The following is a 14,914-nucleotide window of genomic DNA, read 5'->3' on the forward strand; positions in this document are numbered from 1 at the left end:
TCATTCAGGATTAAGCATTCAGTGAATCTTTATTAGGCGGTGAATTATTCCAGCGCGCGCAGGCGAGTAATACGCTGTTCTTCTTCGGCGCGCTGCGCCTTGCAGAGCGTAAAGTCGAATCGCACCTCGGTATGTTCTCCTGCCAGTTGACGCTGCGCAATTAATGCGGGATCGGTAACCTTCACCGGATCGGCGATCAGACCATCGCGAGTGGCAAACGCAAAATCGTCCCACAGGTAGCGATCGCCATTAAGATTAATCTGGCTGGTAAGGTGCTTAAAGCCCGGCGCAGAGACAAAGAAATGGATATGAGCAGGCCGGTTACCGTGGCGGCCCAGACGGACGAGTAACGCCTGGGTAGGGCCATCAGGAGGACAACCATAGCCGGAAGGCAAAATACTCCGCACGCTGTAGCGTCCTTCCGCGTCGGTGCGTATGCGGCGACGCAGGTTATATTCGCTCTGGCTGGAGTCGAAAAACGAATAGTTGCCGAGCGTATTGGCGTGCCAGATGTCCACGATCGCGCCTGCGACGGGGCGTCCCTGCACGTCTTTTACTTCACCGTACAGCCACATGACTTCTCCGTCGTCCAGACCGTCATCCATCCGGTCATGCCCGTCAGCCAGCGGCGCGTTTGCAACATAAAGTGGCCCTTCAATGGTGCGTGGGGTTCCCGTTTCGGATGACTGGCTGGCTTCGATCGCTTCCTGGCGCAGATCAAGAAAGTGCTCCAGACCCAATCCGGCCGCCAATAACGCCGCTTCCTTACGTCCGCCAAGTTCATGCAGATAATTCACCGCATGCCAGAATTCTTCCTGTGTCACATTGTAGTCGTCAATTAATGTACAGATATTCGTGAGCAAGCGATGAATAATCGATTTAAAACGTTCGTTTCCATCGGTCGAGTTTAATCCGGCGCTTTCACGCAATAAATCCTGAACAGTGTGTTGGTTGATAAATGAATGGCTCATAATATTTCTCGCTTCTTATTTTCTGTAGGGTCATACCAGAACGATTTCCGGCGTTCGGCGTAAGGATTATTTATCGCTGTCATGAATCGACGACGGGTGGCGACACAGCGCTTCCACATGAATCTCCATGAAAGGATAAAGCGGCAACCCCATAAGTATTTGATGTAATTCTTCAGCATCCTGAACATCGAAAACGCTGATATTGGCGTACAGCCCTGCGACGCGCCAGATATGGCGCCATTTCCCTTCCCGTTGTAACCTTTGGGAATACGCTTTTTCGCGGGCTTTCATCTCTTCTTGTTCTTTAACCGGCAGTCCGTACGGAATATTGACGGTCATTTCCACTTTAAATAGCATGTTGACCTCCTGTTATTCCCGCTGTGCGCGGGCATAAAAGCGTAATTTATCCTCATCCAGTTCCACGCCCAGTCCGGGCGTTTGCGGCAGCGCCACGTGGCCATTCGCGAAAGACAGCGGTACGCAGACAATGTCATCCTTCAGGAGCAGCGGCCCAAACATCTCCGTTCCCCACGGTAATGACAACGTCGACCAGGCGTGCAGCGACGCGACAGTGCCAATCGTTCCTTCCAGCATGGTGCCGCCATACAAACTGATTCCGGCAGCCTGCGCGACGTGCGCCAGTTTCAACACGCTGGCGGGCCCCCCCGCTTTGGCGATTTTTAACGCCCAGGCGCCGCTAAACCCCTGCTGTGCCAGACGGTAACCGTCAAAATGGCTGGCGACGGACTCGTCGGCCAGAATGGCGGCGTCAGTTTGCTGACTCAGGCGTACCAGCGCCGCGCTGTCCTGCGCGCTGACCGGTTGCTCAATCAGATCGACCCCCATCGCCGCCAGTTCCCGACAGCCTTTCGCGGCGACGGTCGCGTCCCATGCCTGATTGACATCTACCCGAATGCTGGCGCGGTCGCCAAGCGCCTCGACAACAGCCCGCGTGTGGCCAAGATCGTCATCCAGCGCATTGGCGCCAATTTTCAGCTTAAACGCCTGGTGTCGACCTTCCTCCAGCAGTCGCTGCCCTTCGGCAATGTCGTTTGCGGTATTCCCGCTTGCCAGCGTCCAGAGAACGGGCAGCGCAGTGTTCAGCGCGCCGCCCAGTAGCGCAGAAACGGGCAACCCAAGCGCTTTTGCCTGCGCGTCCAGTAGCGCCGTTTCGAGGGCCGATTTCGCAAAAGTATTGCCCTTCACGGCTGCGTTCATCCGCGCCGTCAGCACATTGAGATTATCTGCGGGCTGACCTTTGAGCAGCGGGGTCAGATAATGGCTAATCGCAGACTGGATTGCCTCCGGACTTTCTACGCCGTAGCTCAGCCCGCCGATGGTTGTCGCCTCTCCCAGGCCCTGAATGCCGTCCGAACGGGTGATACGCACGATAACCAGACTCTGACAGCCCATCGTGGTCATCGATAATTTATGGGGGCGGATGGTCGGAACATCGACCAGCCAGCTTTCAATCTCTTCAACGGTTGCGCTCATCATTTCTTCCTGAGAATGCGTGTCATAACTTTTGCGATCGTCATCAATAACGAACGGTGACGGTGCTTTTGACAATAGGGGTCAGCCGGGAAGTGGGTCAACGGCGATAATCGAAATGGTGTGCGATTATCGGCGCGAATGTTACATTGAAGTTAATAATGTGATCCCCGTGGGAAAACGGGGATATTCCGCCTTCCGTCCCCACACGCGAGGTATAGTGAGTGCGCTATGGCTTCGAATTGCAGCGGAGAGGAATTCAATGAGCGATGAACATCAGCCGACGATCGGCACGCGACAGGCCGCATCGGACCCGAATTTCATGCTGTCGCTGGCGCGCGGTCTGGCGGTACTGAACGCCTTCACCCCGCAGCGTCAGCGCCTGACCATCTCACAACTCAGTCAAAAGACGCAGATTTCACGCGCCGCGGTCAGGCGTTGTCTGTACACTCTCGCCGCACTTGGCATGGTGCACACCCCTGATGGCCGCAGCTATGAGCTGCTTCCGCGCGTTCTGGCCGTAGGCCATGCCTATCTGGCCGGTACGCCGCTGGCGAAAGTGGCGCAGGCGGCATTAGATGACCTTGCCAGAACGCTCGGCGAGTCGTGCTCTGCGGCCACGCTGGACGGCGACAACGTGCTTTACATCGCCCGGGCAGCCATGAACAATTTGCTCAGCGTCGATATCGGGCGCGGGAGTCGTTTACCGGCGTGGGCTACGTCAATGGGACGGGTACTGCTAAGCGCGCTGCCGGAAGAGCAGTTAGAGGTGACACTGTCACGAGCAAGTTTACTGCGTTATACCCCGTATACCCTTTGCGATCGTTCTGCGCTACGCGATGAAATCAGACGGGTGCGGATGCAGGGGTACGCGCTCGCCGATCGTCAGATCGAAGTGGGCTTATGCTCGCTGGCGGTACCGCTGCTTTCGCGTAGCGGCACCCTTGTCGCCGCGTTAAACGTCGGCGTACCGGCTTCATCGATGAGCGCCGACGCACTAAAGCTAAAAGCCCTCGCGCCCTTGCGTCGCGCTGCGATGGAGCTGTCGCTTAAGCTATAAACTGCCGTAATTGAACAGGCGTCCAGCTTTTTGTTACACTGCCATTTTTCAGGAAGATACAGGTACATATGGGCTATCTGCATAAAGATGAGCGTCGTGAAGTGATTTTGCAGGCGGCAATGCGCGTGGGGCTGGAAGATGGGTTTAAAGCCATGACGGTCCGACGTATTGCCACCGAGGCGAAAGTCGCCGCTGGTCAGGTACATCATCACTTTACCTCTGCCGGCGATCTGAAATCGCAAGCATTTGTGCGCATTATCAGTACGTTGCTTGACGCAGACGTCCCGGGCGAAGATGCCAGCTGGCGCGCGCGCCTGCATGCTATGCTTGGCAGCGACGACGGCGGTTTCGAACCTTATATCAAACTCTGGCGTGAAGCGCAGATCCTTGCCGACCAGGACGCGGATATCAAAAGCGCCTACCTGCTCACTATGCGCATGTGGCATGAAAAGACCACGGCCATTATTGAAGGTGGACTGGCAGAAGGGGAATTCTCGACGGCAGATGGCCCTGCGGATATTGCCTGGCGTTTGATTGCCCTGGTGTGCGGCCTGGATGGCATGTATGTGCTTGGTCTTCAGGAAATGGCGGATCCCGCTTTTGAACGTCATCTGGATCGTATGATCAGCCTGGAGCTGTTTTCCTGAACCGTAGATGTAAAAACAGTACATCTTTTGTTTACATTTAGTAACACTTAAGCAACTTTTTCTGCCCCTTCGCGCCGCCCGGTTGCGCGTTTTCTATCTATCCTTTCATCAATATTCCTAAAAACATCAATAAATTCTAAAAAGGGCGAATGCACAGCGTGCGTTATGCGCCCTTTGGCCTGCTTTTTTATTTTTTTATGAACGACATGTGCATGCGAGGGGCAATATGGCGCTACAAAATGAGAAAAATAATCGTTATCTCTTGAGTGACTGGAAGCCTGAAAATCCCGCTTTCTGGGAACATAAAGGAAAACACATCGCACGACGAAATCTCTGGATTTCAGTGGCTTGTCTGTTACTTGCCTTCTGTGTCTGGATGCTTTTTAGCGCGGTAGCGGTCAATCTTAATAAAATTGGTTTTAATTTCACCACCGATCAATTGTTTTTATTAACGGCATTACCCTCTCTCTCTGGCGCAATATTACGCGTCCCCTACTCCTTTATGGTGCCTATATTTGGCGGACGTCGCTGGACGGTTTTCAGCACCGCGATCCTGATTATTCCCTGCGTCTGGCTCGGTTTTGCCGTTCAGAACCCGAATACCCCTTTCGGGGTGTTTATTATTATTGCGCTGCTCTGTGGATTTGCCGGGGCCAACTTTGCTTCCAGCATGGGCAATATCAGCTTCTTTTTTCCAAAGGCGAAACAGGGTAGCGCGCTGGGCGTTAACGGAGGGTTGGGCAACCTCGGGGTGAGCGTAATGCAGTTGGTCGCGCCGCTGGTGATCTTCTTGCCCCTTTTCACCTTCCTCGGCGTGCAGGGCGTTCCGCAGCCTGACGGCAGTCTGCTCTCCCTGGCGAATGCCGCGTGGATCTGGGTGCCGCTACTGGCTATCGCCACTGTCGCCGCCTGGATGGGCACCAACGATATCGCCAGTTCAAAAGCCTCCATCGCCTCGCAGTTACCGGTGCTCAAGCGTTTTCATCTTTGGCTGCTCAGCCTGCTGTATCTGGCGACCTTCGGCTCGTTTATCGGTTTTTCAGCAGGCTTTGCCATGCTGTCCAAAACGCAGTTTCCGGAGGTCGACATTCTGAATCTGGCGTTTTTCGGCCCGTTTATCGGCGCACTGGCGCGCTCTGCTGGCGGTGTGATTTCCGATAAGTTCGGCGGCGTTCGCGTGACGCTGATCAACTTCATCTTTATGGCGCTGTTTTCCGCGCTACTGTTCCTGACATTGCCCGGTACAGGTTCAGGAAGTTTTATCGCCTTCTACCTCGTCTTTATGGGGCTATTTTTCTCGGCGGGCCTGGGCAGCGGCTCCACCTTCCAGATGATTGCCGTGATCTTCCGCCAGCTCACCCTTTACAAAGTCAAACTTCGCGGCGGCACAGATGAGCAGGCGCAGCGTGAAGCGGTGACCGATACCGCGGCGGCATTGGGCTTTATTTCCGCCATCGGCGCGGTCGGCGGCTTCTTTATCCCGAAAGCCTTTGGTACGTCACTGGCAATGACCGGCTCCCCCGTCGGCGCCATGAAAATTTTTCTGGTGTTCTACATCGTCTGCGTACTGGTGACCTGGCTGGTCTACGGTCGCCGCAAACCCACACAACAATAACAACATATACATCGCTGTTATCAGGCCGGAGAAGGCGCTTGCCCCATCCTCCGGCTTGCAGAACGACGGCAACATTATCGAAGCAGGAGAAATGTCATGAGCAAGCTGTTGGATCGCTTCCGCTATTTTAAATCTAAGGGCGACACCTTCGCTGACGGTCACGGTCAGGTGATGCACACCAACCGCGACTGGGAAGACAGTTATCGTCAACGCTGGCAGTTCGACAAGATTGTGCGTTCCACCCACGGGGTGAACTGTACCGGCTCCTGTAGCTGGAAAATTTATGTGAAAAACGGCCTGGTCACCTGGGAAGTCCAGCAGACCGACTATCCGCGTACCCGTCCGGATCTGCCCAACCACGAACCGCGCGGTTGCCCACGCGGGGCCAGCTATTCGTGGTATTTATACAGTGCCAATCGTCTGAAGTACCCGTTAGTGCGCAAGCGCCTGATCGAACTGTGGCGCGAAGCGTTGACCCAGTGCAGCGACCCGGTACTGGCCTGGGAATCGATCATGAACGACCCGCAGAAATGCATGAGTTACAAACAGGTGCGCGGGCGTGGCGGATTTATCCGGTCCAACTGGAAAGAGTTGAATCAACTGATCGCGGCGGCCAACGTCTGGACGATAAAAACCTACGGTCCGGACCGCGTTGCCGGATTTTCGCCGATCCCGGCAATGTCGATGGTGTCCTATGCCGCCGGAACCCGTTATCTCTCGCTGCTCGGCGGGACCTGCCTGAGCTTCTACGACTGGTATTGCGACCTGCCGCCTGCATCGCCCATGACGTGGGGCGAACAGACCGATGTGCCGGAATCCGCCGACTGGTACAACTCCAGCTACATCATCGCCTGGGGGTCAAACGTCCCCCAGACCCGAACCCCGGACGCCCACTTCTTTACCGAAGTCCGCTACAAAGGCACGAAAACCGTTGCCATTACGCCTGACTTTTCGGAGGTCGCCAAGCTGAGCGACCAGTGGCTGGCGCCGAAGCAAGGCACCGACAGCGCGCTGGCGATGGCGATGGGCCACGTCATTCTCAAAGAGTTCCATCTCGATAACCCCAGCGACTACTTCCTCAACTATTGCCGCCGCTATACCGACATGCCGATGCTGGTTTTGCTGGATGCGCGCGAAGATGGCAGCTTCGTTCCGGGCCGCATGATGCGTGCGTCCGATTTGGTCGGCGGTCTCGGCGAAGCCAACAATCCGGAATGGAAAACCGTGGCATACAACAGCGCCGGTGAGTTAGTTGCGCCCAACGGCTCAATTGGCTTCCGCTGGGGTGAAAAAGGCAAATGGAACCTCGAGCCGCTGGCGGCAGGCCACGAAACTGAACTGACGCTGTCTCTGCTCGGTCAACATGACGAGGTCCTGGGGGTGGCGTTCCCCTATTTCGGAGGGAACGAAAACCCGCATTTCCGTAGCGTGAAGCAGGAACCGGTGTTGGTCCGTCAGTTGCCAGTGAAACGCCTGACGCTTGCTGACGGCAGCAGTTGTCCGGTAGTAAGCGTCTATGATCTGGTGCTAGCCAACTACGGCCTCGATCGTGGGCTGGACGATGCGTACGGCGCGAAAGATTATGCGGAAGTGAAAGCCTATACGCCCGCCTGGGCGGAACAGATCACCGGCGTACCGCGTTACCATATTGAAACCATTGCCCGCGAATTTGCCGATACGGCGCATAAAACCCACGGGCGTTCGATGATTATCCTCGGTGCCGGCGTTAACCACTGGTATCACATGGACATGAACTACCGCGGAATGATCAACATCCTCGTGTTCTGCGGCTGTGTCGGACAAAGCGGCGGCGGCTGGGCGCACTACGTCGGCCAGGAAAAACTGCGTCCGCAGACTGGCTGGCTGCCGCTGGCCTTCGCGCTGGACTGGAACCGTCCGCCGCGCCAGATGAACAGCACCTCATTCTTCTATAATCACGCCAGCCAGTGGCGTTATGAGAAACTCACTGCGCAGGAGCTTCTCTCACCGTTAGCCGACCCGGCGAAATTTACCGGCCATTTAATTGACTTCAACGTGCGGGCTGAGCGTATGGGCTGGCTGCCGTCCGCGCCGCAGCTCAATCTTAACCCGCTGACGCTAAAAACCCGTGCGGAAAAAGCCGGTCAGTCACCCGTGGATTACACCGTGCAGGCGCTAAAATCGGGCGATATCCGCTTTGCCTGCGAACAGCCGGACAGCGGCAATAACCACCCGCGCAACCTGTTTGTCTGGCGCTCGAATCTCCTCGGCTCATCCGGCAAAGGGCATGAATACATGCTCAAATATTTGCTCGGGACCGAAAGCGGCATTCAGGGTGAAGCGCTCGGCTCTAGCGAGGGGATTAAGCCGGAAGAAGTGGAATGGCAGTCTGCCGCCATTGAAGGCAAGCTGGATCTGCTGGTCACGCTCGACTTTCGAATGTCCAGCACCTGCCTGTTCTCCGATATCGTATTGCCGACCGCCACCTGGTACGAAAAAGATGATATGAACACGTCGGATATGCACCCGTTTATTCACCCGCTGTCGGCGGCGGTGGATCCCGCGTGGGAATCGCGCAGCGACTGGGAGATCTACAAGGGTATCGCTAAGGTCTTTTCCGAGGTGTGTGTCGGCCATCTGGGTCAGGAAACCGACGTGGTGTTGCAGCCGTTGCAGCACGACTCCCCGGCAGAATTGTCGCAACCGTTTGATATCCTCGACTGGCGCAAAAACGAGTGCGATCTGATCCCCGGCAAAACCGCGCCCAACCTGGTGGTCGTGGAACGCGACTACCCCGCCACTTACGAGCGCTTCACCTCGCTCGGCCCGCTGATGGATAAACTGGGCAACGGCGGCAAGGGCATCACCTGGAATACCGAGGCGGAAGTCGAATTCCTCGGTAAACTGAACTATACCAAGCGCGAAGGCCCGGCTAAAGGCCGACCGCGGATCGACACCGCGCTGGACGCGTCCGAAGTGATCCTTGCGCTGGCGCCGGAAACCAACGGTCAGGTGGCGGTGAAAGCGTGGGAAGCGCTCGGCGCGATGACCGGGCGCGAACATACCCATCTGGCGCTGAATAAAGAAGATGAGAAGATCCGTTTTCGTGATATTCAGGCGCAGCCGCGCAAAATCATCTCCAGCCCCACCTGGTCCGGTCTGGAAAGCGAACATGTCTCTTATAACGCGGGTTACACCAACGTCCACGAACTGATCCCCTGGCGCACCCTTTCTGGCCGCCAGCAGTTGTATCAGGATCATCAGTGGATGCGCGCATTCGGTGAAAGCCTTGTCGCCTATCGACCGCCGATAGACACCCGCAGCGTCAGCGAAATGCGCGAGATCCCGCCCAACGGCTTCCCGGAAAAAGCGCTCAACTTCCTGACGCCCCATCAGAAATGGGGCATCCACTCTACGTATAGCGAAAACCTGCTCATGCTGACGCTGTCACGTGGGGGACCGATTGTCTGGATCAGCGAAACCGACGCCCGCGAGCTGGGCATTGAAGATAACGACTGGATTGAAGCCTTCAACGCCAACGGCGCACTGACCGCTCGCGCGGTGGTCAGCCAGCGCGTACCGCCGGGGATGACCATGATGTATCACGCCCAGGAACGCATCATGAATATTCCGGGGTCAGAAATTACCGGGATGCGTGGCGGTATTCATAACTCGGTAACCCGCGTCTGTCCGAAACCCACACACATGATCGGCGGCTACGCTCAACTGGCCTATGGCTTTAACTACTATGGCACCGTCGGCTCTAACCGCGACGAGTTCATCATGATTCGAAAAATGAAAAATATCGACTGGCTGGATGATGAAGGTCGCAATCAGGTACAGGAAGCGAAAAAATGAAAATACGCTCACAGGTTGGGATGGTGCTTAACCTCGATAAATGCATTGGCTGCCACACCTGCTCTGTCACCTGTAAAAACGTCTGGACCGGACGTGAAGGGATGGAATACGCATGGTTTAACAACGTCGAAACCAAACCGGGTATCGGGTATCCGAAAAACTGGGAAGATCAGGAGGAGTGGCAAGGCGGCTGGGTTCGCGACGTGAACGGTAAAATACGTCCGCGCATGGGCGGAAAAATGGGCGTCATCACCAAAATCTTCGCAAACCCGGTTGTGCCGCAGATAGACGACTACTATGAGCCCTTTACTTTTGACTATCAGCACCTGCACAGCGCGCCGGAGGGTAAACACCAGCCGACTGCCCGCCCGCGCTCGTTGATTGACGGTAAGCGGATGGACAAAATCATCTGGGGGCCAAACTGGGAAGAACTGCTTGGCGGCGAGTTTGAAAAGCGCGCCCGTGACCGTAACTTCGACAAGATCCAGAAGGAAATGTACGGGCAGTTTGAAAACACCTTCATGATGTATCTGCCCCGCCTTTGCGAACATTGTCTGAACCCAAGCTGCGTCGCCACTTGCCCGAGCGGCGCGATCTATAAGCGTGAAGAAGACGGCATCGTGCTGATCGACCAGGACAAGTGCCGCGGCTGGCGTCTGTGCATTAGCGGCTGCCCGTACAAAAAAATCTACTTCAACTGGAAGAGCGGCAAGTCTGAGAAATGCATCTTCTGCTATCCGCGCATTGAGTCCGGGCAGCCAACCGTGTGTTCTGAAACCTGTGTTGGGCGCATTCGCTACCTCGGCGTGTTGCTGTATGACGCAGACCGCATCGAAGAAGCCGCCAGCACCGAGCATGAAACCGATCTGTACGAGCGTCAGTGCGACGTGTTCCTGAACCCGAACGACCCGGCGGTGATTGATGAGGCCTTGAAACAGGGTATTCCGCAGAACGTGATCGACGCGGCGCAGCGTTCCCCTGTCTATAAAATGGCGATGGACTGGAAACTGGCGTTGCCGCTGCATCCGGAATACCGCACCTTGCCGATGGTCTGGTACGTCCCGCCGCTGTCGCCGATTCAGTCTTACGCCGACGCCGGAGGGCTGCCGCCGTCAAATGGCGTACTGCCGGCGATCGAAAGCCTGCGCATTCCGGTGCAGTACCTTGCGAATATGCTCAGCGCAGGCGATACCGGCCCGGTGCTGCGCGCCCTGAAGCGCATGATGGCCATGCGTCATTACATGCGTTCGCAAACAGTGGAAGGCGTGACGGATACCCGCGCCATTGAGGAAGTGGGCCTGAGCGTCGAACAGGTTGAGGAGATGTATCGCTATCTGGCGATCGCCAACTACGAAGACCGTTTCGTGATCCCGACCAGCCATCGCGAGATGGCGCGCGACGCCTTCCCTGAGCGCAACGGCTGCGGCTTTACCTTTGGCGACGGCTGCCACGGTTCCGACACCAAGTTCAACCTGTTCAACAGTAGCCGCATTGACGCCATCAACATCACCGAAGTGCGTGATAAAGCGGAGGGAGAATAATGCAAATCCTCAAAGCGATCGGTCTGTTGATGGAATACCCGGATGAGTTTCTCTGGGAATGCAAAGACGAAGTGCTGGCGATGGTGCGTCACGACGCGCCTGCGCTCAACGGCTTCGCCACCGACATGCTCAACGCCCCGCTGCTGGATAAGCAGGCCGAATGGTGTGAAGTCTTTGACCGTGGCCGCGCCACGTCGCTACTGCTGTTTGAACATGTCCACGCCGAGTCCCGCGATCGCGGCCAGGCGATGGTCGATCTGATGACCCAGTACGAGAAAGTGGGTCTGCAACTCGACTGTCGCGAACTTCCCGACCATTTGCCGCTGTATCTCGAATATCTCAGCATTTTGTCGGAAGCCGACGCGCGCGAAGGTCTGCAAAACGTCGCGCCGATTCTGGCGTTACTGGGAGGGAGGCTGAAACAGCGCGGCGCCCCGTGGTATCAATTATTCGATGCCCTGCTGAACCTCGCCGGAAGCCCGCTTTCAAGTGACAGCGTCACGCCACAGGTAACGCAAGAAAGCCGTGATGACACTCGTCAGGCGCTTGATGCCGTCTGGGAAGAAGAACAGGTGAAGTTTATTGAAGATAACGCCACAGCCTGTGACAGCTCACCGTTACAGCAATATCAACGACGCTTTAGCCAGGACGTGGCGCCGCAGTACGTCGACGTCAGTGCGGGAGGCCCGAAATGATACAGTACCTGAACGTCTTTTTTTACGATATCTACCCGTACATCTGCGCGACCGTTTTTTTTCTCGGCAGTTGGCTGCGGTATGATTATGGTCAGTACACCTGGCGCGCCTCGTCCAGCCAGATGCTGGATAAGCGCGGCATGGTGGTCTGGTCGAACCTGTTCCACATCGGCATACTCGGCATTTTCTTCGGCCATCTTTTCGGCATGTTGACACCGCACTGGATGTACGCCTGGTTTTTGCCGATCGCGGTCAAACAGCAAATGGCGATGGTTCTCGGCGGCGTGTGCGGTGTACTGACGCTCATTGGCGGCGCTGGTTTGCTCTGGCGTCGTCTCACCAACCAGCGCGTCCGCGCCACCTCGACCACGCCTGACATAATCATCATGAGCATCCTGCTGATCCAGTGCCTGCTTGGGCTGAGTACTATTCCGTTTTCAGCCCAATATCCTGACGGCAGTGAAATGATGAAGCTGGTTGGCTGGGCACAGAGTATTGTCACCTTCCGTGGCGGCTCGTCAGAAATGCTTAATGGCGTTGCCTTTGTTTTCCGCGTCCATCTGGTGTTGGGGATGACCATTTTTCTGCTGTTCCCGTTCACCCGTCTGGTACACGTCTGGAGCGCGCCGTTTGAGTATTTTACCCGCCGATACCAGATAGTCCGTTCTCGCCGATAAGTTTTTTCGCCCGGTAGCGCCTCGCCTGCCGGGTTTATTTCCTTAAGTATCATTTTCTGTTTCCTTAACACGACGGCGCTGTATTTAAGAAATGACGAAGATTTGTGTGCCACAGTTGAAAATTCTCTTAAATACCTTAAATATCGCATCTCTGACCAGCACTCAGCGCCCGCCTGAGCCATTAATGCTGGCAACGAGTTAAAATAATTTCATTTGCCTTCGCTTAAGCAGAATTAGACAATTTTCCTGCCGTTCTACCTTTCTTTCTATGAAATAAATAACAGACGCCAGGACTGGTGTCTTATCTACGCATTACTCAAGGATACTGGAATTTATCTATGAAGATACCTGCCTTATCACCCCAAATTAAACCCAAAAAAATTGCTTTATTATTAAGTGCATTATTAGCCACTACAACCTTTTCTGCTTTTTCCGCGCCAGTAAAATATACTCTCGACGCCAGCACGCCCAGCGACCAACGCACGGTGAATATCACCAATGGGGATGAAATCTCAAGAATTGATATTAACGTTGCTGATGGTCGCGTTGATTTCGCCGACAATATCACAATGAACAGTACCGGCGTAGTAAACGCAACAGGTTCCCGAAACGTCTGGTTCGCTTACCTTAAAGCCGGTGAAATAAATCTGGGTAATCATTTTACCCTTAACTTCGACCCGCGCACGAATGGGACCTATTCGACTTCCGATGGTATTGCCCTGTACGGCACCGGCAAACTGACCGCCGAAAATTACACCTTCATTAACATGAATGACAGCGAAGAATCGGACGGGCTGTACGTTGGCGATAATGCCCGGGCCGACCTGAAAGGCCTGACCACCATCAGAGGCGGCGGTATCAGCGCCGGATCGCAGGGGATTTTAAACGCCGAGAATATTGATATCGCGTATACCCGTCCCGGCATCCGTGAATCTGGCGACTCAACCGATACCGGCATGGCTTTATGGGGCGGGAAAGTCACCGTCACCGGTAACACCACCATTAATATTGTCTCCCCCACCTTTTATCTGGAAGGGATTCGCACATATACCGACCTGGAGTTGGCCGGACATACGGATATTCAGTTAACCAGTAATTCAACTGACCGCTACTCTGATGTCACAGGCATTCTTATTTTCGACTCGTTCACCAGTTCCTCCCTGAGCGGTAAGCGTGTCTTCAACGATGTCAGCATCAAAATTAAAAGCACCACCGAGGAAGGCTACGCTGATGGCCTGACATACCTCGGCGGCAACGGTAAACATACCGATCTGATTATCAATAAAATTGATATTGATAGCTCGGGAAATGATATTGTCCGCGGTATTTATTTGTGGGGTGACGATCCTGCTGAGACGGCTACGCATCGTATCAACGATGCGAAAATAACGTTATCCGGCAATGATAAGGCAACGCTGTGGGGCTTTTTTAGCGCCAACGTGAATCAGGATGACGGTATCGTGCAATGGGACGCCGATACGATCGTCGGCAACATTGCCATTACCTCTGAGGGGGGTAAAGAGTCATATCTGCTTTATCAGGCGGACGCCCTGTTTACTGGCGATGTCATTTTAGGCGATCGGAACGCCTACGAGTCTGTCGCCGATACGCTGTACTCCATTTATGGACGCTGGGGTTCAACGGATATCACTAACAATAATAAGCTGGTTGCATGGGGTAAAATGCTGGTCCGCGGCGACCATGCGATTAACATTGTCTCTGGCGATAACTCCTACATTTATGGCGACACGGCTATTGAAGAACAAGGTTCCATCAATATGGAACTGAATGGTAGCAACAGCCGCTGGGATATGATTGCCAACTCTACACTGACCACGCTGACCCTGAACGACGCCACGCTGAATTTCATGCCTGGCGACACCGCCTCCCGCACACTGACCCGCGACGCGGCAACGTTCAAAACCCTGACGGTGAACGGTGATTACGCCGGTAATAACGGTAATCTCGTGATGAACACCCAACTGGGCGATGATGCCTCACCCACCGACAAGCTGGTTGTGCAGGGCAATACCTCCGGTAACACGAACGTGACGGTGCTGAACGCGGGCGGCGCAGGCGGCCTGACAACGAACGGTATCGAACTGATCAGTGTGGCGGGTAATTCTGACGGCGTGTTTACCCAAAACGGACGTATCGTGGCGGGTGCCTATGACTACACCCTGGCGCGTGGTGAAGGCCAGAACGACAAGAACTGGTATCTGACCAGCGCGCTATCGACGGAACCGCAACCAGAGCCGCAAGAGCCGCTGGCGCCTGTTGATCCGGTAGAGCCTTCCCCAACCCCGCGCGAAAATGCGGTGCGTCCGGAAGCGGGTTTGTACGGCATGAACCTGCAGGCGGCGAACACGATGTTTAACAC

At 55.2% G+C, this 14,914-nt stretch carries 11 protein-coding genes; 8 read left to right on the forward strand and 3 right to left on the reverse strand.

Going from position 1 to position 14,914, the window contains the following annotated elements; genetic code table 11:
- Nucleotides 1-44 precede the first annotated feature (44 nt).
- The 3 genes from catA to APU02_RS08435 all read right to left on the reverse strand — a co-directional run bounded on the left by catA (nt 45) and on the right by APU02_RS08435 (nt 2,513).
- Nucleotides 45-971 (reverse strand): catechol 1,2-dioxygenase, encoded by a 927-nt coding sequence (catA, locus tag APU02_RS08425; RefSeq protein WP_060569787.1) that lies wholly within the window; start codon nt 969-971, stop codon nt 45-47.
- Nucleotides 972-1,037: 66 nt separating this feature from the next.
- Entirely contained in the window at nt 1,038-1,328 is a 291-nt protein-coding gene (gene catC / locus APU02_RS08430; RefSeq protein WP_042283075.1) for a muconolactone Delta-isomerase, read from the reverse strand.
- Nucleotides 1,329-1,340: 12 nt separating this feature from the next.
- Nucleotides 1,341-2,513 (reverse strand): muconate cycloisomerase family protein, encoded by a 1,173-nt coding sequence (locus tag APU02_RS08435; protein WP_192841977.1) that lies wholly within the window; start codon nt 2,511-2,513, stop codon nt 1,341-1,343.
- 211 nt (nt 2,514-2,724) lie between these two features.
- Here APU02_RS08435 and APU02_RS08440 point away from each other — a divergent pair, with 211 nt between their 5' ends.
- The 8 genes from APU02_RS08440 to APU02_RS08475 all read left to right on the forward strand — a co-directional run.
- Nucleotides 2,725-3,522: an IclR family transcriptional regulator C-terminal domain-containing protein gene (locus tag APU02_RS08440; RefSeq protein WP_042283082.1), complete on the forward strand. Its 798-nt coding sequence runs from the start codon at nt 2,725-2,727 to the stop codon at nt 3,520-3,522.
- A gap of 68 nt (nt 3,523-3,590) precedes the next feature.
- On the forward strand, nt 3,591-4,169 hold the full coding sequence (locus APU02_RS08445) for a TetR family transcriptional regulator (protein WP_042283084.1): 579 nt from the start codon (nt 3,591-3,593) through the stop codon (nt 4,167-4,169).
- Nucleotides 4,170-4,395: 226 nt separating this feature from the next.
- Nucleotides 4,396-5,784: a NarK family nitrate/nitrite MFS transporter gene (locus tag APU02_RS08450; protein WP_060569789.1), complete on the forward strand. Its 1,389-nt coding sequence runs from the start codon at nt 4,396-4,398 to the stop codon at nt 5,782-5,784.
- 96 nt (nt 5,785-5,880) lie between these two features.
- Nucleotides 5,881-9,621: a nitrate reductase subunit alpha gene (locus APU02_RS08455; protein ID WP_060569790.1), complete on the forward strand. Its 3,741-nt coding sequence runs from the start codon at nt 5,881-5,883 to the stop codon at nt 9,619-9,621.
- On the forward strand, nt 9,618-11,162 hold the full coding sequence (gene narH / locus APU02_RS08460) for a nitrate reductase subunit beta (RefSeq protein ID WP_060569791.1): 1,545 nt from the start codon (nt 9,618-9,620) through the stop codon (nt 11,160-11,162). Before APU02_RS08455 ends, narH begins: the two co-directional genes overlap by 4 nt.
- A complete protein-coding gene (gene narW, locus APU02_RS08465) occupies nt 11,162-11,857 on the forward strand; it encodes a nitrate reductase molybdenum cofactor assembly chaperone (protein ID WP_060569792.1) in 696 nt (231 codons plus the stop codon). The genes narH and narW overlap by 1 nt, the downstream gene beginning before the upstream one ends.
- Nucleotides 11,854-12,534, forward strand: coding sequence for a respiratory nitrate reductase subunit gamma (narI, locus tag APU02_RS08470; RefSeq protein ID WP_042283097.1), 681 nt, complete (start codon nt 11,854-11,856; stop codon nt 12,532-12,534). Before narW ends, narI begins: the two co-directional genes overlap by 4 nt.
- A 338-nt stretch (nt 12,535-12,872) precedes the next feature.
- Nucleotides 12,873-14,914 (forward strand): autotransporter outer membrane beta-barrel domain-containing protein (locus tag APU02_RS08475; protein ID WP_072197092.1); only part of this gene is annotated, 2,042 nt, incomplete at its 3' end.

This window comes from Citrobacter sp. 50677481 (assembly GCF_001463265.1).
GTDB classification, from domain to species: domain Bacteria; phylum Pseudomonadota; class Gammaproteobacteria; order Enterobacterales; family Enterobacteriaceae; genus Citrobacter_A; species Citrobacter_A sedlakii.